Source organism: Streptococcus marmotae, from assembly GCF_001623565.1.
Lineage (GTDB): Bacteria > Bacillota > Bacilli > Lactobacillales > Streptococcaceae > Streptococcus > Streptococcus marmotae.
Genome location: NZ_CP015196.1, coordinates 861573 through 886343, shown reverse-complemented (window position 1 = coordinate 886343; position 24771 = coordinate 861573). Strand labels below are relative to the sequence as shown.

The 24771-nt window shown below is 43.6% G+C and carries 14 protein-coding genes, 10 tRNA genes, 2 rRNA genes and 1 pseudogene; 2 read left to right on the top strand and 25 right to left on the bottom strand.

Translation table 11 applies throughout. From position 1 onward, the window contains the following. Nucleotides 1-352: 352 nt before the first annotated feature. The 4 genes from A4H00_RS04545 to pbp1b all read right to left on the bottom strand — a co-directional run bounded on the left by A4H00_RS04545 (nucleotide 353) and on the right by pbp1b (nucleotide 11695). Nucleotides 353-1402, bottom strand: a complete 1050-nt coding sequence (locus A4H00_RS04545; RefSeq protein WP_067087675.1) for an LLM class flavin-dependent oxidoreductase — start codon at nucleotides 1400-1402, stop codon at nucleotides 353-355. Between the two features lie 171 nt (nucleotides 1403-1573). Then, nucleotides 1574-5209: a DNA-directed RNA polymerase subunit beta' gene (rpoC, locus tag A4H00_RS04540; RefSeq protein ID WP_067087673.1), complete on the bottom strand. Its 3636-nt coding sequence runs from the start codon at nucleotides 5207-5209 to the stop codon at nucleotides 1574-1576. Between the two features lie 72 nt (nucleotides 5210-5281). Continuing rightward, nucleotides 5282-8851: a DNA-directed RNA polymerase subunit beta gene (gene rpoB, locus A4H00_RS04535; RefSeq protein ID WP_067087671.1), complete on the bottom strand. Its 3570-nt coding sequence runs from the start codon at nucleotides 8849-8851 to the stop codon at nucleotides 5282-5284. 444 nt (nucleotides 8852-9295) lie between these two features. Beyond that, a complete protein-coding gene (pbp1b, locus tag A4H00_RS04530; protein WP_067087669.1) occupies nucleotides 9296-11695 on the bottom strand; it encodes a penicillin-binding protein PBP1B in 2400 nt (799 codons plus the stop codon). A 124-nt stretch (nucleotides 11696-11819) separates the two neighbouring features. Here pbp1b and tyrS point away from each other — a divergent pair, with 124 nt between their 5' ends. Beyond that, a complete protein-coding gene (tyrS, locus tag A4H00_RS04525; RefSeq protein WP_067087666.1) occupies nucleotides 11820-13076 on the top strand; it encodes a tyrosine--tRNA ligase in 1257 nt (418 codons plus the stop codon). A gap of 58 nt (nucleotides 13077-13134) precedes the next feature. Then, nucleotides 13135-13551 (top strand): HIT family protein, encoded by a 417-nt coding sequence (locus tag A4H00_RS04520; protein WP_418080454.1) that lies wholly within the window; start codon nucleotides 13135-13137, stop codon nucleotides 13549-13551. A 129-nt stretch (nucleotides 13552-13680) separates the two neighbouring features. Here A4H00_RS04520 and A4H00_RS04515 read toward each other — a convergent pair whose 3' ends face one another. From A4H00_RS04515 to A4H00_RS04415, 21 genes and pseudogenes are all read right to left on the bottom strand, one after another. Beyond that, nucleotides 13681-13890, bottom strand: coding sequence for a heavy-metal-associated domain-containing protein (locus A4H00_RS04515; RefSeq protein ID WP_067087663.1), 210 nt, complete (start codon nucleotides 13888-13890; stop codon nucleotides 13681-13683). Further along, a complete protein-coding gene (locus tag A4H00_RS04510; RefSeq protein ID WP_067087661.1) occupies nucleotides 13877-14329 on the bottom strand; it encodes a CopY/TcrY family copper transport repressor in 453 nt (150 codons plus the stop codon). Before A4H00_RS04510 ends, A4H00_RS04515 begins: the two co-directional genes overlap by 14 nt. 110 nt (nucleotides 14330-14439) lie before the next feature. Continuing rightward, complete coding sequence (locus A4H00_RS04505) at nucleotides 14440-15948, bottom strand: metal ABC transporter solute-binding protein, Zn/Mn family (RefSeq protein WP_067087658.1); 1509 nt, start codon at nucleotides 15946-15948, stop codon at nucleotides 14440-14442. Between the two features lie 8 nt (nucleotides 15949-15956). Beyond that, nucleotides 15957-16778: a metal ABC transporter permease gene (locus A4H00_RS04500; RefSeq protein WP_067087656.1), complete on the bottom strand. Its 822-nt coding sequence runs from the start codon at nucleotides 16776-16778 to the stop codon at nucleotides 15957-15959. Next, nucleotides 16771-17475: a metal ABC transporter ATP-binding protein gene (locus A4H00_RS04495; protein ID WP_067087654.1), complete on the bottom strand. Its 705-nt coding sequence runs from the start codon at nucleotides 17473-17475 to the stop codon at nucleotides 16771-16773. Before A4H00_RS04495 ends, A4H00_RS04500 begins: the two co-directional genes overlap by 8 nt. Beyond that, nucleotides 17472-17921, bottom strand: coding sequence for a zinc-dependent MarR family transcriptional regulator (locus tag A4H00_RS04490; RefSeq protein WP_067087652.1), 450 nt, complete (start codon nucleotides 17919-17921; stop codon nucleotides 17472-17474). The genes A4H00_RS04495 and A4H00_RS04490 overlap by 4 nt, the downstream gene beginning before the upstream one ends. A gap of 106 nt (nucleotides 17922-18027) precedes the next feature. Further along, a pseudogene (locus A4H00_RS04485) lies at nucleotides 18028-18581 on the bottom strand (IS630 family transposase); the annotation flags it as partial. Nucleotides 18582-18606: 25 nt separating this feature from the next. After that, the gene (locus A4H00_RS04480; protein ID WP_067087650.1) at nucleotides 18607-19863 is read right to left on the bottom strand and encodes an ISL3 family transposase; all 1257 of its coding nucleotides are present in this window, start codon (nucleotides 19861-19863) and stop codon (nucleotides 18607-18609) included. 167 nt (nucleotides 19864-20030) lie between these two features. Continuing rightward, complete coding sequence (locus A4H00_RS04475; RefSeq protein WP_167541354.1) at nucleotides 20031-20498, bottom strand: helix-turn-helix domain-containing protein; 468 nt, start codon at nucleotides 20496-20498, stop codon at nucleotides 20031-20033. Between the two features lie 156 nt (nucleotides 20499-20654). Then, nucleotides 20655-20738 (bottom strand) — tRNA-Leu (locus tag A4H00_RS04470). A 13-nt stretch (nucleotides 20739-20751) separates the two neighbouring features. Then, a tRNA-Gln gene (locus A4H00_RS04465) sits at nucleotides 20752-20823 on the bottom strand. 11 nt (nucleotides 20824-20834) lie between these two features. Beyond that, a tRNA-His gene (locus A4H00_RS04460) sits at nucleotides 20835-20907 on the bottom strand. A gap of 10 nt (nucleotides 20908-20917) precedes the next feature. Beyond that, a tRNA-Trp gene (locus tag A4H00_RS04455) sits at nucleotides 20918-20988 on the bottom strand. Between the two features lie 7 nt (nucleotides 20989-20995). Continuing rightward, a tRNA-Tyr gene (locus A4H00_RS04450) sits at nucleotides 20996-21076 on the bottom strand. A 15-nt stretch (nucleotides 21077-21091) separates the two neighbouring features. Further along, nucleotides 21092-21164: transfer RNA gene (locus A4H00_RS04445), tRNA-Phe, on the bottom strand. Between the two features lie 15 nt (nucleotides 21165-21179). Next, nucleotides 21180-21253 (bottom strand) — tRNA-Met (locus tag A4H00_RS04440). 15 nt (nucleotides 21254-21268) lie between these two features. Continuing rightward, nucleotides 21269-21358: transfer RNA gene (locus A4H00_RS04435), tRNA-Ser, on the bottom strand. A gap of 7 nt (nucleotides 21359-21365) precedes the next feature. Further along, nucleotides 21366-21437, bottom strand: a tRNA-Glu gene (locus tag A4H00_RS04430). 27 nt (nucleotides 21438-21464) lie between these two features. Then, a tRNA-Asn gene (locus A4H00_RS04425) sits at nucleotides 21465-21538 on the bottom strand. A gap of 5 nt (nucleotides 21539-21543) precedes the next feature. Further along, a 5S ribosomal RNA gene (gene rrf, locus A4H00_RS04420) occupies nucleotides 21544-21659 on the bottom strand. Nucleotides 21660-21753: 94 nt separating this feature from the next. After that, nucleotides 21754-24658, bottom strand: a 23S ribosomal RNA gene (locus tag A4H00_RS04415). Between the last annotated feature and the right edge of the window lie 113 nt (nucleotides 24659-24771).

Genomic DNA, 24771 nt, shown 5'->3' with positions numbered 1-24771 from the left:
GATAGAGCACTTGGTGACAGCCCCTATCTGTGTGTACTTTGCAACTATTTGTCAGCACGTCTCTGTACACTTTTGAGAGACCAAAAGTAAAAAGTACCGTCTATCATCATAACACAAACAATGCCCTGTGTCAACTATCTTTGCTGATTATTTTAGTGCGGTAATTTCCGGTAATTTCCCAAAGTAAGTTCCACTTTCGTTTTCGAAGCGGAAGTTAGTCTAAAACGGATTTTTATGGTGGAATTAAGTCTGAGGCGTTTGGGTTAGAAATGAGCTCTTACGATGGCAAAATACAAACACCTTATCAACTAGAACTTACTCTGAGAATTTAGCATTATTTTAGCGCAAGCAACTAGGCTTTCTTAGCTGCAAAATAGGAGCGAACCTTCGGTGCGACTTGCTCGCCATACAGTCTAATGGCTTTCAAGGTATCCTCATGCGGCATAGACCCTACTGGAAGATGGAGCATAAAACTATCCAATCCTAAGTCCTCTACCACTCGAATGATCTTATTGGCCACTGTATCAGAATCACCGACGAACATCGCACCATCCTCACCGATACTCTTCAAGTAAGCATCATAGGTCAATGGTTTCCAGAAAGGCCGATCCTTACTAATCGCATCTACCAATTGCTTCGTCGGGTAAAAATAGTCCCGCTCTGCCTTATCCTTATCTTCTGCAATCCATCCCCATGAATGAGCCCCGACTGTCATCTTCGTTTCATCATGTCCTTTTAGCCGACCAATTTTCCGGTACATCTCAACCAAAGGTTTAAAATAACGAGGATTGCCGCCAATCATGGCGTAAACAATCGGTAAGCCCAACTCTGCAATTTTCTGCGTGGATTCAGGACTGCCTCCTGTTGCAATTTTGATGGGAAAATCTTCTTGCACAGCCCTTGGATAAACAGGTCTATTCTCCACACTTTGCGTATGCCGCCCCGTCCAATTGAGCAGAGTATCATTTTTAATCGCAAGAAGCATGTCCAACTTTTCATCAAATAATTCTTCATAGTCTTTCAAATCATAACCAAACAAAGGAAAGGATTCAACAAAAGAACCTCGTCCTGCCATGATTTCGGCACGACCATTAGACAAGGCATCAATCGTCGCATACTGCTGATAAACTCGAACTGGGTCAATCGATGACAAAACCGTTACAGCACTAGACAAACGAATCTGTTTGGTGTTCACTGCCCCTGCAGCCAATATAATTTCCGGTGCAGAAACTGCAAAATCCTCTCGATGATGCTCCCCAATCGCATAAACATCTAGTCCAACCTGGTCTGCCAATTCAATCTCCTCTACCAAGTTCCGAATCCGTTCTGCATGGCTCACTGCCTGCCCTGTCTTTTCAAGCGGAGTTGTCTCTCCAAACGTAGAAATACCTAATTCAATCATATTATCACTCCTTTTCTTTTGTTAAAATTATTTTATCACTAATTAGTGCTTTTCGAAACTATTTTGTCTTGAATCCCTGTTTGGTTAGTAGAAAAGAGCTTGTCCTGATTCTTGGACAAGCTCTTTTAAGTCTGCACTGATAGGGTTTCATCAGGCTTTCTATATAAAGATTTATTCAGATACGAGTTCTTCTGCCAATTCTTCAGCAATAGTATCTTCAATGATTTCAACTTCGTTAACTGCCTGAGGTTCAATATTCCGGTAACGTGCCATACCAGTACCTGCTGGAATAATCTTACCGATGATAACATTTTCCTTCAAGCCAAGAAGATTATCACGTTTACCACGAATCGCTGCATCTGTAAGGACACGAGTGGTTTCTTGGAAGGAAGCCGCAGACAAGAAACTGTTGGTTTCAAGAGAGGCTTTGGTAATTCCCATAAGAACTGGACGAGCAGTCGCTGGAATACCACCTGCAATCACCACATCTGCATTGGCATCTGTAAAGTCTGTAATATCCATCAAAGTACCCATGAGCAAGTCTGTATCTCCTGGATCCATGACACGAACTTTACGAAGCATTTGGCGAACCATTACCTCGATGTGTTTATCTCCGATTTCTACCCCTTGGCTGCGGTATACTTTTTGTACTTCAGAAAGAAGATAGGTCTCAACAGACAAGACATCACGTACTTCAAGCAAACGTTTCGGTTGAATAGATCCTTCTGTAAGCGCCTCCCCACGTGCTACTTGGTCGCCCACTTCAACCTTCATTCGGGCTGTAAATGGTACCACATACTCACCTTCGCCAGTCTTACCTTTAACAAAGACTTTCTTCGTGCGTGTTGCAGCATCCTCATCAATTGCTGTAACCTCACCTTTGATTTCTGTAATAACCGCTTCCCCTTTTGGATTGCGGGCTTCAAAAATCTCTTGGACACGAGGCAAACCTTGCGTGATATCTGAGTTAGAGGCTACACCACCCGTGTGGAAGGTACGCATGGTCAACTGAGTTCCAGGTTCTCCGATAGATTGAGCGGCAATTGTACCAACCGCTTCACCCACTTCAACCGCATCACCTGTTGCCAAGTTGATACCGTAACAATGACGACATACACCATGGCGGGTATTACATGTAAAGACAGAGCGAATAGTCACTTGTTCAACACCAGCATTCACAATCTCACGCGCGATATCTTCGGTAATCAATTCGTTTGGACCAACGATGACAGCACCTGTTTCAGGATGTTTCACTGTCTTCTTAGTGTAACGACCTTGCAAACGTTCTTCAAGCGGCTCAATCATTTCCTTACCGTCAGTAATCGAACGAATGTCCAAGCCACGGTCTGTTCCACAATCGTCCTCACGGATAATCACATCCTGAGCAACGTCGACGAGACGGCGAGTCAAATAACCTGAGTCGGCTGTCTTCAAGGCCGTATCTGTCATACCTTTACGCGCTCCGTGAGTTGAGAAGAACATTTCCAATACAGAGAGTCCCTCACGGAAGTTTGACAAGATTGGCAATTCCATGATACGTCCGTTCGGCGCAGACATCAGACCACGCATTCCGGCAAGTTGGGAGAAGTTCGAGATGTTACCACGGGCTCCAGAATCCATCATCATAACGATTGGGTTCTTTGGATCTTGTGATTCCGTCAAGCGTTTTTCCAATTTCTCTTTCGCTGAACGCCACTCATCTGTAACAGCTGCATAACGCTCATCGTCAGTAATCATACCACGGCGGAATTGCTTCTTGATTTGTTCTACACGTTCATGTGATTCTTCAATGATTTCTGCCTTGTTGTCAATCACTGGAATATCTGCAATTCCCACTGTCAAACCTGCAAGCGTTGAATGGTAGTAACCGAGGTCTTTCAAGCGGTCAAGAAGGGCAGATGTTTCAGTTGTGCGGAAACGTTTGAAGATCTCTGCAATGATATTTCCAAGATTTTTCTTCTTGAATGGAGGATTGATTGGCAAGGCCGCAATTGCAGCTTTGATATCAGATCCTGATTCCAAGAAATACTTGTCTGGTGTGCCCTCTGTCAAGTTGGCATTATTTGGCTCTTGGAGGTACGGCAAACCAGCTGGCATGATAGCATTAAATAAAATCTTACCAACTGTCGTCATCATCACTTTGTGTTTTTGTGATTCTGACCAAGGCTTGTCAAGACTGTCGGTCGCAATACCAACACGGGTATGTAAGTGAACATAACCGTTGCGATAAGCCATAACGGCTTCATCCATGTCTTTAAAGACCATTCCTTCGCCTTCACGGCCAGCATCTTCCATGGTCAAGTAGTAGTTCCCCAAGACCATATCCTGAGACGGTGTTACAACCGGTTTTCCGTCTTTCGGGTTCAAGATGTGTTCTGCCGCAAGCATAAGGATACGTGCTTCTGCTTGTGCTTCTTCTGACAATGGTACGTGAATCGCCATTTGGTCCCCGTCAAAGTCGGCATTGTAGGCCTCACACACGAGCGGGTGTAAGCGAAGCGCCTTACCGTCAATTAGAACCGGCTCAAATGCCTGAATTCCAAGTCTGTGAAGGGTCGGTGCGCGGTTAAGAAGCACTGGGTGTTCTTTGATAACCTCTTCTAAAATATCCCAAATGCGGTCATCTCCACGTTCAATCAAGCGTTTTGCTGCTTTAACATTTCCTGCAATCTCACGGGCAACAATTTCACGCATGACAAATGGCTTGAAAAGCTCAATTGCCATTTCACGTGGCACACCACATTGGTACATTTTAAGCGTTGGACCAACAGCGATAACAGAACGTCCTGAGAAGTCAACCCGTTTTCCAAGCAAGTTCTGACGGAAGCGCCCTTGTTTCCCTTTCAGCATGTGGCTGAGGGATTTCAGCGGACGGCTACCTGGACCTGTAATCGGACGACCACGGCGACCGTTGTCAATAAGAGCGTCAACTGCTTCTTGGAGCATCCGTTTTTCATTTTGGACAATGATACCTGGTGCATTCAACTCAAGCAATCGAGCTAAGCGGTTGTTCCGGTTAATAACACGACGATACAGTTCATTCAAGTCAGAAGCTGCAAAGCGACCACCATCCAATTGAACCATCGGGCGTAAATCTGGCGGAATAACTGGCAAGATATTTAAAATCATCCATTCAGGTTTGTTCCCAGATTTGTAAAAGGCATCCAAGACATCCAAACGGCGTACGGCTTTAATGCGTTTTTGACCAGAAGCTGTTTTCAATTCTTCTTTCAAAGCTGCGATTTCTGTTGGCAAATCTACTTGCTTCAACAGGTCTTGAATCGCTTCTGCTCCCATTTTCGCAACGAATGATCCAAATCCATACTCACGTAATTTTTCACGGTATTCACGTTCCGTTAAAATAGACTTGTGTTCAAGCGGTGTATCTTTTGGATCAATGACTACGTAGGCAGCGAAGTAAATAACTTCTTCCAAATCACGTGGACTCATATCCAAGGTCAAGCCCATACGGCTTGGAATTCCTTTGAAATACCAAATATGTGAAATGGGTGCTTTCAACTCAATGTGCCCCATCCGCTCACGGCGTACTTTAGCTCGCGTAACCTCTACACCACAACGGTCACAAACGATTCCCTTGTAACGAATTCGCTTGTACTTTCCACAAGAGCATTCCCAGTCTTTTGTTGGACCAAAGATGACTTCATCAAAGAGTCCATCACGCTCTGGTTTAAGTGTACGATAGTTGATTGTTTCAGGTTTTTTAACTTCACCATAAGACCATGAACGGACCTTATTGGGAGAAGCTAAAGTGATTTGCATACTTTTAAATCGATTTACGTCAACCACTAATAATCCCTTTCTTCATTTCTAACAAGAGGAGGTTGCAGAAACAGATACATATCCTGCTTCTGCACATCCTTATTCTTCTGATTCGGCTTCTGCTGCAAATGCTGCGGCAGCATCGGCTGCAGCTTTTGCACGCGCTTTTTCTAAATCATCTACGTGAATGATGTCATCATCTTCGCCTTCATCAAGATCACGGAGCTCGACTTCTTGATCATCTTCATCAAGAACACGCATGTCAAGACCAAGTGATTGCAATTCTTTGACCAATACGCGGAAAGACTCCGGTACACCTGGTTTTGGAATTGGCTTTCCTTTGGTAATGGCTTCATAGGCTTTCAAACGACCGTTAACATCATCAGACTTGTAAGTCAAGATTTCTTGGAGAACGTTTGAAGCACCATAAGCTTCAAGGGCCCAAACCTCCATCTCACCAAAACGTTGTCCACCAAATTGAGCCTTACCTCCAAGAGGTTGTTGGGTAACGAGTGAGTAAGGTCCTACTGAACGAGCATGAAGTTTATCATCGACCATGTGGTGGAGTTTAATCATGTACATGACCCCAACAGACACACGGTTATCAAATGGCTCACCTGTCCGTCCATCGTAAAGAATAGTCTTGGCATCACTATCCATGCCTGCTTCTTTAACCGTTGACCACAAGTCTTCTGAACTTGCCCCGTCAAAGACTGGTGTCGCGATGTGAATGCCCAAGTTACGAGCTGCCATTCCAAGGTGAAGCTCCATAACCTGTCCGATATTCATCCGAGATGGTACCCCAAGTGGGTTCAACATGATATCAACCGGTGTTCCATCTGGAAGGTATGGCATATCCTCAACAGGTACGATACGAGAGACAACCCCTTTATTTCCGTGGCGTCCCGCCATCTTATCTCCGACCTTAATCTTCCGTTTTTGAGCGATATAAACACGAACCAGCATGTTGACACCTGATTGCAATTCGTCACCGTTAGCACGGGTAAAGATTTTCACATCACGAACGACGCCATCAGCACCGTGAGGCACACGAAGAGAAGTATCACGAACTTCTCGAGATTTATCACCAAAGATAGCGTGGAGGAGACGTTCTTCCGCCGAAAGGTCTTTTTCACCCTTTGGAGTTACTTTACCAACAAGGATGTCGCCTTCTTTTACCTCTGCACCAATACGGATAATTCCCATTTCATCCAAATCTTTCAGTGCATCTTCACCAACGTTTGGAATTTCACGAGTAATTTCTTCAGGACCCAACTTGGTATCACGGGTTTCAGATTCGTATTCTTCCAAGTGAACAGATGTATAGACATCGTCTTTCACCAAACGCTCACTCATGATAACCGCATCCTCGAAGTTATACCCTTCCCAAGTCATATAGGCAACGATTGGGTTTTGTCCAAGCGCCATTTCTCCATTTTCCATAGACGGTCCATCAGCGATAAAGTCACCCTTTTCAACGGTATCGCCAACTTTCACCAATGTGCGTTGGTTATAAGCTGTACCTGAGTTTGAACGGCGGAATTTTTGAATGCGATAAATATCAAGTGATCCGTCTTCACGGCGTACTTCAACCTTGTCTGCATCTGCATAGGTAACTTTCCCGTCATGCTGGGCAATAACTGCTGCACCTGAATCATGAGCTGCTTGATATTCCATACCCGTTCCTACATAAGGAGCTTTTGGATCAATCAACGGCACAGCCTGACGTTGCATGTTGGCACCCATGAGGGCACGGTTGGAGTCATCGTTTTCAAGGAAGGGAATACATGCTGTCGCAACAGCAACTACCTGCTTAGGAGACACATCCATGAAATCCGCAGATTCTGCTGGAAATTCTTGGTTATTCCCTTGATGACGTCCCATGACAATCTTGTCTACAAAACGGTTATTCTCATCAAGTGGAGAAGTTGATTGCGCTACGATATAGGCATCTTCTTCATCAGCAGTCAACCAGACAATTTCATTTGTCACCGTACCAGTCGCACGATCGATCTTACGGTAAGGAGTTTGGATGAAGCCATATCGATTCAAATGTCCATAGGAAGACAAGTTGTTAATCAAACCGATATTTGGTCCTTCAGGCGTTTCAATCGGACACATACGACCATAGTGGGTATAATGCACGTCACGAACTTCATAACCAGCACGGTCACGAGTCAAACCACCAGGTCCTAAGGCTGATAGACGGCGTTTGTGGGACAATTCTGATAGCGGGTTGTGTTGGTCCATGAACTGTGACAACTGGGAAGAGCCGAAGAATTCTTTGATTGCAGCAGTTACAGGACGGATATTAATAATTTGTTGCGGAGTTAACACTTCGTTATCTTGCACACTCATGCGTTCACGAAGGTTACGCTCCATACGTGTTAAACCAATGCGTACTTGGTTGGCAAGCAATTCTCCAACCGCACGAATCCGACGGTTTCCAAGGTGGTCAATGTCATCCACACGCCCAAGACCTTCAGCAAGGTTTAAGAAGTAACTCATTTCAGCCAAGATATCTGCCGGTGTAATGATACGGACGTTTTCTGCTGGATTGGCATTCCCGATAACTGTTACAACACGGTCTGGGTCTGTCGGCGCTACAATCTTGAATTTTTGAAGCAAGACTGGCTCTACCACAACAGCAGCGTCATTCGGGCTGTATTCAACCAAGTTCAATTCGTCAAATTGTTCTTCGATAGCCTCAAGGACATCGCGATTCAAGACCGTTCCAGCCTCAAGGACAATTTCTCCTGTCTCACCATTAATCACATGTTCAGCCAATGTTTGATTGAGCAAGCGAGTACGAAGATTCAATTTTTTGTTGATTTTATAACGACCTACAGGAGCTAAGTCATAACGACGTGGGTCAAAGAAACGCGCTGTCAACAAGCTACGTGAGCTTTCTGCTGTCTTCGGTTCACCTGGACGAAGACGTTCATAAATTTCCTTTAAGGCTTCATCTGTACGTGAGTCAGCTGGGTTTTTGTGAATATCTTTTTCAATGGTATTGCGCACTAGCTCACTATCACCAAAGATGTCAAAGATTTCATCATCACCTGAGAATCCAAGTGCACGAACAAGAGTTGTAAATGGAATCTTACGAGTACGGTCAATCCGTGTGTAGGCAATGTCTTTTGAGTCTGTCTCTAGCTCTAACCAGGCACCACGGTTTGGAATAACGGTTGAACCATAGCCAATCTTCCCATTTTTATCAACCTTATCATTGAAGTAAACACCTGGAGAACGCACGAGCTGACTAACAATAATCCGCTCACCACCATTGATGATAAAGGTTCCCATTTCAGTCATAATTGGGAACTCACCAAAGAAGACTTCTTGTGTCTTAATTTCACCTGTCTCTTTGTTAATCAAACGGAAGGTCACAAAGATTGGCGCTGAGTAACTCGCATCATGAATACGTGCTTCTTCTAAGGTATACTTTGGTTCTTTTAATTCATAACCAACAAATTCCAGTTCCATTGTATCTGTAAAGTTGGATACTGGAAGTACATCTTCAAAAACTTCTTTCAGACCGTGATCCAAAAATTCTTTGAATGAGTCAGTTTGAATTTCAATCAAATTTGGTAAATCAAGAACTTCTTTAATTCTTGAAAAACTACGACGGGTACGGTGCTTGCCGTACTGAACTTCATGTCCTGCCAAGTTTTTAACTCCTTCTTTTTTCTCTAGGTCTAGCTAATAAGACCATACATTGTCGTTTTGTCTGAATTTTTAGAATCTTTAAGAATTGATGACAATTGCTTTTAGATACCAAAAATAAGCACAAAAAGAGCAGCTAAATCTTCCTTAACTAAGCCCGATTTAACTGCTGCAAGCCTTGCCTGGACAATATTTCAGACAAAACACACGACAAATAATTTAAATACATTATACACTATTTTCATGCTTTTTTCAACTGTTTCACCCAGTTCTTTACGCCAGCGTAAAATCTCAGGGTAAGTTCTAGGTGTGATAAAAAACGAGAAGTTAGACTGAGACAGAAAAATAAGGTAGAACTTACTCTGAGAATTTAGTCAGCAAAAAATCAGCTAGAGGAATAGTCCTCAAACGGAATCGTTCCCCTAGCTGATGACATATTTCGTTGGCCTATGGGTTTGAACTGCTACCTGGAACGGTGGTCGACTGCGACGATGAAGCAGTCGACTCAGTCGAAGAACGACTAGAAGAACGTTTTGTACTGCTACTTGAACTTGGAGGCGGCGGTAACAAGCTACTCCAAGCCTGATAATAATCACTTTCTGTCCCACCAATCATAAAGCGATAATCTGTTGTAGGAGCGCCATTCTTCGCCCAGTAACTTGTAACAAGTGGGCCTGGAGGGGTAATGGTTACGCCATTGACCTGCACACTAGCTGGTCGTTGTCCTGTTGAAGCAAGTACACTAGAGGCCACCACGCTGTCATCTAACTGGAAACGACCTTCAAATAGCGAAGGATTGACCTGATGCAAGGCACTCATGAGATAAGCCATATACTGGGCATTGTTGTTATAACTGGACAAAGAATCCATCTCTAAATTCTCATCATTTCCAGCCCACGTTCCAATTGTAAACTGCGGTGTCGCAAGCATCAGCCAAATATCAACATAATCATTACTCGTACCTGTTTTCCCAATCAAATCACTGCTAGCCGCTTGTGGATTGATTCCTGATAATCGACTCAAGAAGCTAGTTGTGATTCCAGAGGTAATTGGACCATGAAGCAAATTCGTCATAATGCTTGCTGTCGCTTTTGAGTAGACTTGAACAGGTTTCGCTTCATGCTCATACACTACTGTTCCATCATGCGCTGTAATTTTTTCAACGATGTAATGTTTATTGTATACTCCACCATTTGCCAATGCTTGATATGCGTTTGTATTGTCTGCAACTGTCGTCTCAATACCACCACCTAGTGGTAAACTTTCAATGTCATATAAATCAATGTCATAGTTCATTTTGTCCATATAAGACTTGACATTGACACCTGCATTCCGCAACATTTTGTAGGTCCAAAAGGCAGGAATATTTGCGGACACATTGAGCGCCTCTTGCAAATTCATCTTCCCCGTCCCTCTGCTCGTACCGTGCATGATCTGCATGCCATCAGAAAAGGTTGTCGGATAATTGGATAATACACTAGCTGAGCCCATCATTCCTTGATCAATCGCCACTCCGTAAGCCAAAAAAGGCTTAACCGTTGAACCCGGCGAGCGCTTTGTATGAAGCGCATGGTTGTTTTGATTGTTCGTGTAATCTCTACCGCCGATAAATCCAAGAATAGCTCCGGTTTTATTGTCCAACAGAACCGTTCCAGTTTCAACAAAACCAGGTCCCGTATCTAAGATATATCCATAGGTTGCAACGATATTTTGCATCGTCTGGTAAATGGTCTTATCGATGGTACTCGTTACAGTATACCCACCTTGACTCAATTCTTGCTGCGCCAATTCCTCGTAGGCCGCAACTGTCTTGTCATTTTTTAAATCATTATCAGACACCTTGTCTCGCTTGACCAGATACTGATACATGGCTTCTTGAGCTTCTTCCATCACCGCATAGTAAAGAAAGTCTTTCGTATCCTTCGTCACGGGTGCTGGTGCAATAAAATCCTGTTTTATATCATAGGCCACATAGGTATCATAATCTTCTTGTGTCAAATACCCTGTGCGGTACATGTTGTACAAGACTTCTTTTGACCGAGCAATTCCATAAGCCATATTTTCATCCGACTTAAACCCACCTGTAGCAGAATAGGGCGTATAAACAATTGGACTTTGTGGCAAACCTGCGATAAAAGCTGCCTGAGGAACGGTCAACTCCTTAGCCGATTTTCCAAAAATACCCTTAGCTGCAGCCTCAACCCCTGCTATGTTGCGCCCTTGATTGTTCCGCCCAAAAGGAGAAACATTTAGATAGGTCGTTAAAATCTCTTCCTTGCTCATCGTCCGCTCTAAGGCGAGAGCTGATATAATTTCATTAGCCTTTCGACTAAAGGTCGGTGCATCCCCGACAATCTGCTGCTTAATCAACTGTTGAGTCAATGTCGAACCGCCACTTGATGATCCAACTCCTGCAGAACCAAGCGCTGCTCGCAAGACCGCCTTAGGAACTACACCATCATGGCTTTCAAAAGTTGCATCCTCAGTTGCAATAACAGCATGTTTCACATTATCTGAAATAGCATCACTCTCGACAGGAAGACGAAGCAAATCCGAATTGACTTCTGAAATCATACTTCCATCTGCATAAACCACTTTTGAAATACGGCTAACTGCCGTCACCTGCTTGACCAAGTCTGTAGAGTCAGGTACTTCCACCTTATCAAATAAACTGGCAACATACCCCAAACCAAGACCTGTCCCCAGCACTCCAAGTAAGAATAATAAAATAGCTCCAAAATCCACTAACAATTTTAACGTGCGCAGACCGATTCCAGCTATATCTCTGATTGTCAAAGAAACATTTTCTTTTGTTTCTTCTTTTTTCTTCGGTAATTTAGTCGTCATACAAAACTCCTTATTCTCCTTATTTTATCACATTTTTTCGTATTTTACGAAATTTTCTTACACGATTGTCCCCAAAATATGGTACAATGGAAGCTAACGAAAAAACTTAAAAAGGAGAAGAGACATGCACATTTTTGATGAGCTAAAAGAACGTGGCTTGGTTTTTCAAACCACAGATGAAGATGCTTTACGAAAAGCCTTAGAAGAGGGTCAAGTCTCTTATTATACAGGTTACGATCCCACTGCCGACAGCCTACATTTAGGACACCTGGTCCCAATTATTGTCAACCGTCACTTGCAACTAGCTGGTCACAAACCTTACCCACTCGTGGGAGGAGCAACTGGTCTGATTGGCGATCCTTCTTTCAAAGATACCGAACGGAGCTTGCAAACAAAAGATACAGTGGATAGCTGGGTGAAAAGTATCCAAGCCCAACTAGAACGTTTCCTTGATTTTGAAAATGGGGACAACAAGGCTGTCATGACCAACAACTACGATTGGTTCGCGAGCATCAGCTTTATTGATTTCTTGCGTGACATCGGAAAATACTTCACGGTCAACTACATGATGAGTAAGGAATCAGTGAAAAAGCGGATTGAAACAGGGATTTCCTACACAGAATTTGCCTACCAAATCATGCAAGGCTTTGACTTCTATGAACTCAATCGCCTGCATAACGTCACTCTCCAAATTGGCGGAAGTGACCAGTGGGGCAATATGACTGCCGGAACTGAATTGCTCCGCCGTAAGGCAGACAAGACTGGCCATGTCATCACTGTGCCACTCATTACCGATGCAACTGGTAAAAAATTCGGAAAATCAGAAGGAAACGCTGTTTGGCTCAATGCTGATAAGACTTCACCATACGAAATGTACCAATTTTGGATGAATGTCATGGACGCCGATGCTGTTCGTTTCTTGAAAATTTTCACCTTCTTACCACTTGACGAAATCGAAGAAATCCGAAAACAATTTGAAGCAGCACCTCATGAACGCCTAGCCCAAAAAATCCTTGCCCGTGAAGTGGTGACCTTGGTTCACGGTGAAGCAGCTTACAAAGAAGCACTAAACATTACTGAGCAACTGTTTGCAGGAAATATCAAAAAACTTTCTGTCAAAGAACTCAAACAAGGACTTCGTGGCGTACCAAACTACACTGTAACAGCAGAGGATAGCCTCAACATTGTCGAACTCCTTGTGACGGCAGGTGTTGTGAATTCTAAGCGTCAAGCTCGTGAAGATGTTCAAAATGGTGCGATTTACATTAACGGAGACCGCGTACAGGATCTTGACTATGCATTGACAGATGCTGACAAACTCGAAAACGAATTGACCGTTATCCGCCGTGGTAAGAAAAAATATTTCGTTGTTACCTATTAACCATAAAAACTGGGACCTGCTCTCAGTTTTTACTATCTCATCTTAAAAAAGGGAGCAGATTATGCCTTGTATCTTTTGTCGCAATATTTCAGAGGAAGCCATTCTGTATCAGAGCAGACATTTCAAACTAGTTTGGGATATAGACCCCATTCAGACAGGGCACCTCTTGATAATCAGTAAAGACCATTTTACCAGCCTGTCTGAACTCCCCTTGCCCCTTCTTCATGAGCTAGCAGAGCTAGAGCAAGAGATGATCACTCTTATGGAGGAGATACTCCCCATTGACGGTGTCACTCTTCTACGCAATGACAAAAATCTAATGGACGAGGGGACACATTTTCATTCCCATCTTATCCCACGGCAAAAAGAGGACGGGTTTTGGGATAGAATTGAAGTTCAGAAACAAATCATACCATTAGAAGACTTCGTTCACCAACTAAACACTAACAAATATAGTGGATTGAGAAAGGAATAGGACAAGGCAAGGAGCTGCAGATAGAACTGGCGTTCATCAAAGCGACTGAACGATGTCCTAACCTTTATTCAATTCACTATAAAAAGCCATGACATCAGCAGAATAACATCTGTTGATTATGGCTTTTTCTTAGTCCACTATCTCAAGCGCTTCATAAACCGTATCAGCAAGGCTTGCTTGATAATCAGATAGCGCATGGCTAACGCTTGTCGCGACTGTTGCGATTTGATGTGTTAAATCAATCGATACTTCCTCTACACCAGACATGGCCTGAAAATGATCTTTTACATGTCTGACACAATTTTGGCATGATAGATTGCTTAACTTAATTTTTTGCATGGGTATTCTCCTTATGATGATGACAAGTACACTGACCTGCTAAACAATGACAGGCAATTTGTTCTGGTGCTGATGATTCTTGTTGAGCGATTCGTTCTCCTAGGCTCTGTAAATCTGAACGCGAAAACTGTCCCATTTCTAAGAGCTGGCTAACCAACTCGCCATGCCTAGTAGAACACATAGTATCTAGCAACACCTGAAGCTGTCGCTGCACATGCCCCCTTTCCTCTACTAAAGGATAGTAGTAATATTGGCCTCCCACTTTTTTCATCTCCAAATAGGATTTTTTCCGCAACCGGCCTAAGAGCGTCTTAACAGTCGAAACCTGCCAGTCAAATCCTTCTTGTAAAGCCGAGAGAATCTGACTCGAGGTATACCCTGGATGAGCCCAAATCACACGCATTACCTGCCACTCCGCAGCTGATATCATTTGTTCCATTACAGCACCTCCTTTCTTTTAAAGTTTACGCTTGTAGTCAAAAAATGTCAACCATTCCCTCTTACATAATGTAAAAAAGAGCTAAACACACGTTAGCTCCTTTTAGCATCTTAATGCGATAGCATTTCTTGACCGATTTCAAGACCTGTCATCTCATCTGGATAATAGGTCGGCCAATTATCCAATTCTTCCAGTAATTTTTCTTGACTCTCTCCACCAAAGTAGATATGGAAATGACCTGTTTTTACCGGTGCAATATTGTGGTCACTAAACTGAACATACTTGAAACGTCCTGCATTGGCTTCGGTCGCTTCAAACAAGAAACGAACCCCACGATTTCCTTTCTTATAGTTCAAAATTTTGTAACCAACATATTTATAAGTATACTTTTCAGACTGCCCTTTGACGACAAACTCCATGGTATCGTCTGTGATGTTGATTTGTTCAACATCTGTCTTATAACCTTTATCATAATAAGCCTTGTATTCTTCTGCTGTCATTTGACCGCTTAATTTCGCCTTATAATCAAAGACTTGGTTAAAAGTACCATCGACTAGATACGGATACACGGACTGCCATTCTCCCACATAATCCGACAAGGTTCTGTCTTTAACAGCATTATCTTCAAAATAACCTGCATAGACTGTCTTTGTTGCTTCTTCCCCAGCTTCTGGTTGAATCTCTGGCCCAGCTTGACTCGTTGTTTTTTCCAAGGCCTTCAAATTTTCTTCCATGACTGAAAGATAATCTGCTCCATTTTTCACATCTTCATCTGTCAAACTTTCCAATGGATTTAAAACTGCCAATTCCACACCTGTTTCTTTTGACAGGGTTTCAGCTACTGCTTTTGAAGCATTTTCTTCAAAGTAAATATACTTAATCCCATACTGTTTGATATATTTCGTTAACTCTGACAAACGAGACGGAGTTGGTTCCTGATCCGCAGATACTCCTGTAATAGATACCTGCTTCAAACCATAATCCAATGCTAGATAGGCAAAGGCTGTATGTTGAGTCACAAAATACTTCTGTTTAGCATTTGACAAGGTCTTTTGATAATTTGCATGCAACGCTTCTAATTTTTGCACATAGGCAGCTGCATTCTTTTCAAATACTTCTTTTTTGTCTGGGTATTTAGCAACCAAACCATCACGAATCGCCTCTACAAGATGAACAGCTCGCTCTGGTGACAACCAAACATGAGGGTCGAATTCATGATGATGACCTTCTTCTCCATGATCATGATCCTCTTCTTCCTCACCACCAGGTAAGAGAAGCATTCCTTCTGTCGCCTTAATCACATTGACTTTTTTAGTATCAACAGACGCCAACACATCTGGTACCCATGTTTCCATATTTTCATTTTCATAGACAAAAACATCCGCTTCTTGAATTTCTGCAATATTCTTGGCTGAAGGTTCAAAATCATGTGGTTCTGTCCCTGCTTTTACCAAGAGAGAAACATCAGCCTCATCCCCAACTACTTGCTTGGTAAATTCATAGACCGGATAAAAGGTCGTTACAATTTGAAGATTCTTCTTAGCAGATTCAGTCTTGGAAGCACATGCTGCTAACAAAATAAGACAGACCCCCATCATCGCTACTAAAACTTTTTTCATTATTTCTCCTATCTTTTCCATTTATTTGCCAAATTGACAAGTAAAAAAATCCCAATAAAAATTAGGGTGATACTGGCACTAGCTGGTGTTTCTGCATAATAAGACATAAACAAACCAGAAAGCATTCCCACAAATCCAGTCAGCATTCCAATTCCAATTACCATTTTAAAGCTTTTTCCTAGACGAAGGGCAATCGAAGCGGGCAAAACCATAATCGTTGAAACCAGTAAAGCCCCTGCTGCTGGAATCATGAGCGCAATAGCGACCCCTGTCACCACATTAAAGGCAATAGACATAGCGCGAACAGGTAGCCCATCTACAAAAGCTGTATCTTCATCAAAGGTCAAAATATACATAGGTCGTAAAAAGAGCAAGGTCAAGATTAATACAACCGCTGCAATCGCAAACAAGGCAATCACCTGTTCTTGACTAATGGTCACGATTGACCCAAACAAATATTGCTCTAAACTCAAGCTACTCTTACCACCTGAACGACTCATGACAATCAAGGAAACAGCAAGACCGGTTGACATCAGAATAGCTGTTCCAATCTCCATAAAACTCTTATATAAGGTTCGTAAGTATTCTAAAAAGATTGCTGCGATAATGACGATCAAGATTGTCGAAACCGTAGGGGAGATTCCCAAAACAAGTCCAAAAGCCACCCCAGCTAACGATACGTGACTGAGTGTATCACTCATCAAACTCTGACGGCGCAAAATCAGAAACACACCTAATATAGGGGAAAATAAACTCATCGCAATAATGGCTAGAAAAGCTCGTTGCATAAATTCATAATGAAATATCGAAAAATCGAGCACATTACCCATGCGTTACCCCCTCTTTCCTATCATGCACATTAAAACAACGCCAAGGAGAGGCTTGATCTCGTACAAGATAAATATTTCGATCAGCATAGTTGCGTAATTCATCCGCATCATGTGTAATCATCAAAATAGATTTCCCATGCTTTTTCGCACTATGGTGCATTAACTCATAAAAAGCGGCCTTCGTCCCACTATCCATCCCTGTTGTCGGTTCATCCAAAATAAAAATATCCGGATCTGAGGCAAACATGCGAGCAATCACCGCCCGTTGCTTCTGACCACCACTCAAGGAACCAAGTCGCTTGTCCTTGTGCTCCCACATCCCAACAGACTCTAAACTCGTCCGAATGTGCTCCTCATCATGGCTTGTCAACCGTCGAAACCACCCTTGCCGAGGATAGCGTCCTGATTTAACAAATTCATAAACTGTACTTGGGAAACCAGCGTTAAAACTTGCAATCTGCTGAGGCAAATAGGCCATTCTTAACTTTTTCCCAGCAATACTTGTCTCTGAAATCGTGACCTTTCCCTTCCTTGGCTTTAAAATACCTAAAGTAGCTTTGATCAAGGTAGTCTTTGCTGCTCCATTTTCACCTGTTAATGTCACAAATTCTCCACTATCTAGATGATAATGGATATGTTCTAAAACAGGCTCTTGATCGTATACAAACGATAAATCCTCTACTGTAATATATCTCATATTTCCTTCCGAATCTTTTTTACTAAATCAGTCAAAAAACGACCAATAATCACTTGCTCTTCTTCTGAATAATGACCAACCAATTCCTCATAAGAGGCTAGTGTGTGAGCATGGTGATGTGCATGTTCTGCGGCAATTGGCTTAGCGACATCTGTCAAGCTATACCGTACAATTCTCGCATCTCGACTGTCCCGAACAGCCACTAATAAGTCTTGAGCAATCAAGGCCTTAATCGCCTTTGTAATGGCAGCCTGACTAACGTTCAATTGTTTTGCGATTTCCTTATTCGTAAACGCATTATTTTCAATCAACATCAAAATATGCTCTTGAGTATTCGTCAAATGCATTTCACTTTGACAAGTCCCCACTAAAATCTCTAACTGATTCTCCGAACTCAGTATAATCTCATGTAAACTCCGATCAATCTGATGAGCTAATTGTTCCATCTCATATACCAATCCTTAATCACTTAATTAACTAGTTAATTTTATCATAAAAATAAAAAAAATCAAGTATTTTTCATTTCATTTTCATTCGAAACTCATTTTATACTCATTTAACATCAAAATCTGAAAAGAGCCAATTTCTATGAACAATGGGTTTTAACACAGACCAATGCAGACGTTGAATCACCTCTTGCAGCTTGCTAATGACATCGTCAAGCGTCTTAAAGGCCTTATTCTTGAAACCTCTCTTACGAATCTCAGCCCAGACTTGTTCAATGGGATTCATCTCAGAGGTATAAGGTGGAATGAACTCAAAGCCAATGTTGGCAGGTTTCTCTAACGTCCGTGATTTATGCCATACGGCGTTATCCATCACGAGTAAAATGTAGTCATTAGGGTAGGCTTGAGACAGTTGTCTTAAAAATTCATTCATCCAATCGGTGTTACACCCCCAGCAATGATAAAGAAAGATTCCCCCGTATGGGCATCAACAGCTCCATAGCAGTAGCGATATTCTCGAATATAGTGGCTGTGAACATGAGGTCGTACTCCTTTTGGCACCCAAGACTTCCCAATTTTACTAATCCGTCCGAATCCTGCTTCATCTTGATACATGAGTCTGACCTTCTGGTAGCGTCTACTATTCTTAAAGGCTCTTTGTCAACTGTAGTGGGTAGATGAAAAGCTAACACCTAGAGAGGACCAAATTGGTCTTCTCTCGTTTTATGTTTAAAGCAATGAAAATCCGCTTTTTAAAGTTTTCAAAGTTTCGAAAGCCAAAGGCATTGCGTTTGATGACTTTGATGAGATTATTCGTCGCCTCAAGTTTGGCATTTGAGTAAGGCAATTCCATGGCGTTGAGAATCTTATCCTTGTCCTTCAAAAAGGTATTAAATACGGTCTGGAAAATCGGGTCGACAGTCTGCCGAGCGTCTTGGATAAGTCCAAAAAACTGGTCAGCTTGCTTCTCCTGGAAGTGAAAAAGCAGTAGTTGATAGAGCTCGTAGTGTTCTCTCAGTTCTTGAGAATAGCCTATCAGTTTAGCGACAATCTCCTGGTTGGTTAAGTGCATGCGAAATGTAGGGCGGTAAAACCGCTTGTCACTGAGTTTACGGCTATCTTGTTGTACCAGTTTCCAGTATCGTTTGAGCGTTTTGTATTCATGCGATTTTCTGTCGAATTGCTTCATGATTTGTATGCTGAGACGGTTCATAGCACGGCTGAGATGTTGCAAAATGTGGAAGCGATCAAGCACTATTTTGGCATTCGGAAAAAGCTTCTTAGCGAGGACATAATAGGGGCTAAACATGTCCATAATGATGATTTTAACGCGGTTTCTGACCTGTCTAGGGTATCTCAGAAAGTGATTTCGGATGGTTGCTTGCGTTCTTCCATCAAGGATAGCGATGATGTTATTTGTGTCAAAATCTTGAGCGATAAAGCTCATTTTCCCTTTCTTGAAGGCATACTCATCCCAGGACATGACTTCTGGAAGCTTATCCCAATCCGTTTCAAATTTAAACTCATTGAGTTTTCGAATAACTGTAGATGTAGAAATGGAGAGTCTGTGTGCGATATGTGTCATTGCTTGCTTTTCGATGAGTAATTGTGCGATTTTCTGGTTGACATCGACAGAGATTTGATGGTTTTTCTTAACAATAGGAGTTTCAGCGACCGCCATTTTCCCACATTCCTTGCACTTGAAACGACGCTTTCGAAGGCGGATAAGTAGCGGGTAGCCAGCAGTTTCTAAGTAGGGGATTTTAGAGGCTTTCTGGAAGTCGTACTTAGCCATTTGTCCCTTGCAGGAAGGGCATTTAGGGGCTGTGTAATCCAAGCGACCGTGGAGTTCTAAGTGTGTTCCCATGTCGCATTCATTAGTGATAGTGATATTTTTGTCTTTCATTTTGAGAAAATTTGTGATAAGATTTAGTTGTTCCATATGAGTCTTTCTAAATGATATTTTTGTCGCTTTTCATTATAGGTCATATGGGACTTTTTTTCTACACTGAAAAAGGCTCCATAATCTCTGTGGCGGGCGTACCCACTACAGATATTATAGAGCCTTCTTAAAGCGCTTTCTCGTCTTCTTGAAGGTATATTTTATTTTTAGACGCCAAAATCGTTTTGGCATCTGCCCTTTTTAGGGTGTTCAGGTCTTGGTGTTACTTTGCGCCAACCGTGACGCTTCAACAGTGCATAAAACCCTTCTCGCGTCGTTTGTTTCCCAATTTTAGTTTGATAAGCCTCGTGCATTTCTGCAATAGTGACAAATTGGTCTGAAGCACTACCAACAAACTGTTCTTCTAAGAATGCTTTTTCTTCTTCGTAAGTAAGATAAGAACGATGACGCCCCCCTCGTGCATCATGGGTAAGGGCAGAGAGGCCTTCTTGTTCATATTTTTTCACCAAACGCCAAATCGTATCATGAGATAAACCGATTAAGTCAGAAATGGCCTTGTAGGTCAACTTTTGAGAGCGTAAATAGACCGCTTGAATCCGTTTGTGATAGGCAGAGAGGTGTTTAGCCTTGAGAGCTGATTTGAGTTCTGTGATTTGTTCTTGTGTAGCGTTCATAGGACTATGATACATCAGAATTTGATTTTTGTTAAGTATTACATAATTCCTTATTCTTTCATCACTCTCAGAGAAGCTCACATCAACAACGAAGAGAATGACATCTATCCAGAGAAAGAAAAAGACAAAGTTTGAAAAACCTTGTCATATCAACCATACCGGCGGCCGGGGTCGAACCGGCACGTCCTTGCGGACACTGGATTTTGAGTCCAGCGCGTCTGCCAATTCCGCCACGCCGGCTAATATATGATAACTGGGGTAGCTGGATTCGAACCAACGCATGAGGGAGTCAAAGTCCCTTGCCTTACCGCTTGGCTATACCCCAATAATAAAATAGGCGAGTGATGGGAATCGAACCCACGAATGTCAGAGCCACAATCTGATGTGTTAACCACTTCACCACACCCGCCATAATATAACACGGGCAGTAGGAATTGAACCCACACTGAAGGTTTTGGAGACCTTAGTTCTACCTTTAAACTATGCCCGTAAAGGTATGGAAGGGGAGGGATTCGAACCCCCGAACCCGAAGGAGCGGATTTACAGTCCGCCGCGTTTAGCCTCTTCGCTACCCTTCCTAAATATTAATTTAATGGCGCGAGACGGAATCGAACCGCCGACACATGGAGCTTCAATCCATTGCTCTACCAACTGAGCTACCGAGCCAAGTCCACAATCAAATTGCGGGAGCAGGATTTGAACCTACGACCTTCGGGTTATGAGCCCGACGAGCTACCTAGCTGCTCCATCCCGCGATACTATTATTTAAAAGGAGGATGTGGGATTCGAACCCACGCACGCTTTTACACGCCTGACGGTTTTCAAGACCGTTCCCTTCAGCCAGACTTGGGTAATCCTCCAACTTTATAGTCCGTACGGGATTCGAACCCGTGTTACCGCCGTGAAAAGGCGGTGTCTTAACCCCTTGACCAACGGACCATAAAATAAATTAAAGATATCTCTTTACTCCGCCAGTAGGACTCGAACCTACGACATCATGATTAACAGTCATGCGCTACTACCAACTGAGCTATGGCGGATAATAGCTAAGCGACTACCATATCTCACAGGGGGCAACCCCCAACTACTTCCGGCGTTCTAGGGCTTAACTACTGTGTTCGGCATGGGTACAGGTGTATCTCCTAGGCTATCGTCACTTAACTATCTTCTGAGTATTTACACACTCAAAATTGAATATCATATCAATTCGTCACAAGTCTTCCTTACGCTGTAAGCTCGTTGAATCTTTTTTTCTTTGGATAAGTCCTCGAGCGATTAGTATTGGTCCGCTCCATTGCTCACACAACTTCCACTCCCAACCTATCTACCTGATCTTCTCTCAGGGCTCTTACTAACTGAACGTTATGGGAAATCTCATCTTGAGGTGGGTTTCACACTTAGATGCTTTCAGCGTTTATCCCTTCCCTACATAGCTACCCAGCGATGCCTCTGGCGAGACAACTGGTACACCAGCGGTAAGTCCACTCTGGTCCTCTCGTACTAGGAGCAGATCCTCTCAAATTTCCTACGCCCGCGACGGATAGGGACCGAACTGTCTCACGACGTTCTGAACCCAGCTCGCGTGCCGCTTTAATGGGCGAACAGCCCAACCCTTGGGACCGACTACAGCCCCAGGATGCGACGAGCCGACATCGAGGTGCCAAACCTCCCCGTCGATGTGAACTCTTGGGGGAGATAAGCCTGTTATCCCCAGGGTAGCTTTTATCCGTTGAGCGATGGCCCTTCCATGCGGAACCACCGGATCACTAAGCCCGACTTTCGTCCCTGCTCGAGTTGTTGCTCTCGCAGTCAAGCTCCCTTATACCTTTACACTCTACGATTGATTTCCAACCAATCTGAGGGAACCTTTGGGCGCCTCCGTTACCTTTTAGGAGGCGACCGCCCCAGTCAAACTGCCCGTCAGACACTGTCTCCGATAGGGATCACCTATCCGGGTTAGAGTGGCCATAACACAAGGGTAGTATCCCAACAACGCCTCCATCGAAACTGGCGTCCCGATCTCTTAGGCTCCTACCTATCCTGTACATGTGGTACAGACACTCAATATCAAACTGCAGTAAAGCTCCATGGGGTCTTTCCGTCCTGTCGCGGGTAACCTGCATCTTCACAGGTACTAAAATTTCACCGAGTCTCTCGTTGAGACAGTGCCCAAATCATTACGCCTTTCGTGCGGGTCGGAACTTACCCGACAAGGAATTTCGCTACCTTAGGACCGTTATAGTTACGGCCGCCGTTTACTGGGGCTTCAATTCAGATCTTCGCGTTACCGCTAAACCCTCCTCTTAACCTTCCAGCACCGGGCAGGCGTCACCCCCTATACATCATCTTACGATTTAGCAGAGAGCTGTGTTTTTGATAAACAGTTGCTTGGGCCTATTCACTGCGGCTCAGTCTAACTGAGCACCCCTTCTCCCGAAGTTACGGGGTCATTTTGCCGAGTTCCTTAACGAGAGTTCTCTCGCTCACCTGAGGCTACTCGCCTCGACTACCTGTGTCGGTTTGCGGTACGGGTAGAGTATGATACATCGCTAGAAGCTTTTCTTGGCAGTGTGACATCACTCACTTCGCTACTATACTTCGCTCCCCATCACAGCTCAACGTTATAGGTATAAGCATTTGACTCATACCACGCCTTACTGCTTGGCCGGACTCTTCCAGTCGTCCGGTTGAGTTAGCCTACTGCGTCCCTCCATCACTTCATACTCTAGTACAGGAATATCAACCTGTTGGCCATCGGATACACCTTTCGGTCTCTCCTTAGGTCCCGACTAACCCAGGGCGGACGAGCCTTCCCCTGGAAACCTTAGTCTTACGGTGGATGGGATTCTCACCCATCTTTCGCTACTCATACCGGCATTCTCACTTCTATGCGTTCCAGCGCTCCTCACGGTACACCTTCGCCACACATAGAACGCTCTCCTACCATACCTATATTTAGGTATCCACAGCTTCGGTAAATTGTTTTAGCCCCGGTACATTTTCGGCGCAGGGTCACTCGACTAGTGAGCTATTACGCACTCTTTGAATGAATAGCTGCTTCTAAGCTAACATCCTAGTTGTCTGTGCAACCCCACATCCTTTTCCACTTAACAATTATTTTGGGACCTTAGCTGGTGGTCTGGGCTGTTTCCCTTTCGACTACGGATCTTAGCACTCGCAGTCTGACTGCCGATTATATCTCGTTGGCATTCGGAGTTTATCTGAGATTGGTAATCCGAGATGGACCCCTCACCCAAACAGTGCTCTACCTCCAAGAGACTTAACATCGACGCTAGCCCTAAAGCTATTTCGGAGAGAACCAGCTATCTCCAAGTTCGTTTGGAATTTCTCCGCTACCCACAAGTCATCCAAGCACTTTTCAACGTGCCCTGGTTCGGTCCTCCAGTGCGTTTTACCGCACCTTCAACCTGCTCATGGGTAGGTCACATGGTTTCGGGTCTATAACATGATACTAATTCGCCCTATTCAGACTCGGTTTCCCTACGGCTCCGTCTCTTCAACTTAACCTCGCATCATATCATAACTCGCCGGTTCATTCTACAAAAGGCACGCTCTCACCCATTAACGGGCTCGAACTTGTTGTAGGCACACGGTTTCAGGTTCTATTTCACTCCCCTCCCGGGGTGCTTTTCACCTTTCCCTCACGGTACTGGTTCACTATCGGTCACTAGGGAGTATTTAGGGTTGGGAGATGGTCCTCCCAGATTCCGACGGGATTTCGCGTGTCCCGCCGTACTCAGGATTCTGCTAGGTACAGACTCTGTTTCGAATACGAGGCTTTTACTCTCTTTGGCTCTACTTCCCAGTAGATTCTTCTACAAAATCTGAGTCCACATTGCAGTCCTACAACCCCGAAGAGTAAACTCTTCGGTTTGCCCTCCTGCCGTTTCGCTCGCCGCTACTCAGGCAATCGCTTTTGCTTTCTCTTCCTGCAGCTACTTAGATGTTTCAGTTCACTGCGTCTTCCTTCGCATGACCTTAACAGTCATGGATAACATGCATTACATGTTGGGTTCCCCCATTCGGACATCCCTGGATCATCGCTTACTTACAGCTCCCCAAGGCATTTCGTCGTTAGTCACGTCCTTCTTCGGCTCCTAGTGCCAAGGCATCCACCGTGCGCCCTTATTAACTTAACCTTATTTTTAACCTAATTCTTTCAAATTAGAAAACTCATTAATTCACAGCGTTTTCGGTTTATTTTCTTGTTACTATTTGATATAGATATTCAATTTTCAATGTGCAAATCTCT

Excerpts from the sequence above, each read along its gene's own strand:
- A4H00_RS04545 (WP_067087675.1), bottom strand. The coding sequence starts at position 1,402 with ATGATTGAATTAGGTATTTCTACGTTTGGAGAGACAACTCCGCTTGAA.
- pbp1b (WP_067087669.1), bottom strand. The coding sequence starts at position 11,695 with ATGACGACTAAATTACCGAAGAAAAAAGAAGAAACAAAAGAAAATGTT.
- tyrS (WP_067087666.1), top strand. The coding sequence starts at position 11,820 with ATGCACATTTTTGATGAGCTAAAAGAACGTGGCTTGGTTTTTCAAACC.
- A4H00_RS04515 (WP_067087663.1), bottom strand. The coding sequence starts at position 13,890 with ATGCAAAAAATTAAGTTAAGCAATCTATCATGCCAAAATTGTGTCAGA.
- A4H00_RS04510 (WP_067087661.1), bottom strand. The coding sequence starts at position 14,329 with ATGGAACAAATGATATCAGCTGCGGAGTGGCAGGTAATGCGTGTGATT.
- A4H00_RS04505 (WP_067087658.1), bottom strand. The coding sequence starts at position 15,948 with ATGAAAAAAGTTTTAGTAGCGATGATGGGGGTCTGTCTTATTTTGTTA.
- A4H00_RS04500 (WP_067087656.1), bottom strand. The coding sequence starts at position 16,778 with ATGGGTAATGTGCTCGATTTTTCGATATTTCATTATGAATTTATGCAA.
- A4H00_RS04495 (WP_067087654.1), bottom strand. The coding sequence starts at position 17,475 with ATGAGATATATTACAGTAGAGGATTTATCGTTTGTATACGATCAAGAG.
- A4H00_RS04490 (WP_067087652.1), bottom strand. The coding sequence starts at position 17,921 with ATGGAACAATTAGCTCATCAGATTGATCGGAGTTTACATGAGATTATA.
- A4H00_RS04480 (WP_067087650.1), bottom strand. The coding sequence starts at position 19,863 with ATGGAACAACTAAATCTTATCACAAATTTTCTCAAAATGAAAGACAAA.
- A4H00_RS04475 (WP_167541354.1), bottom strand. The coding sequence starts at position 20,498 with ATGAACGCTACACAAGAACAAATCACAGAACTCAAATCAGCTCTCAAG.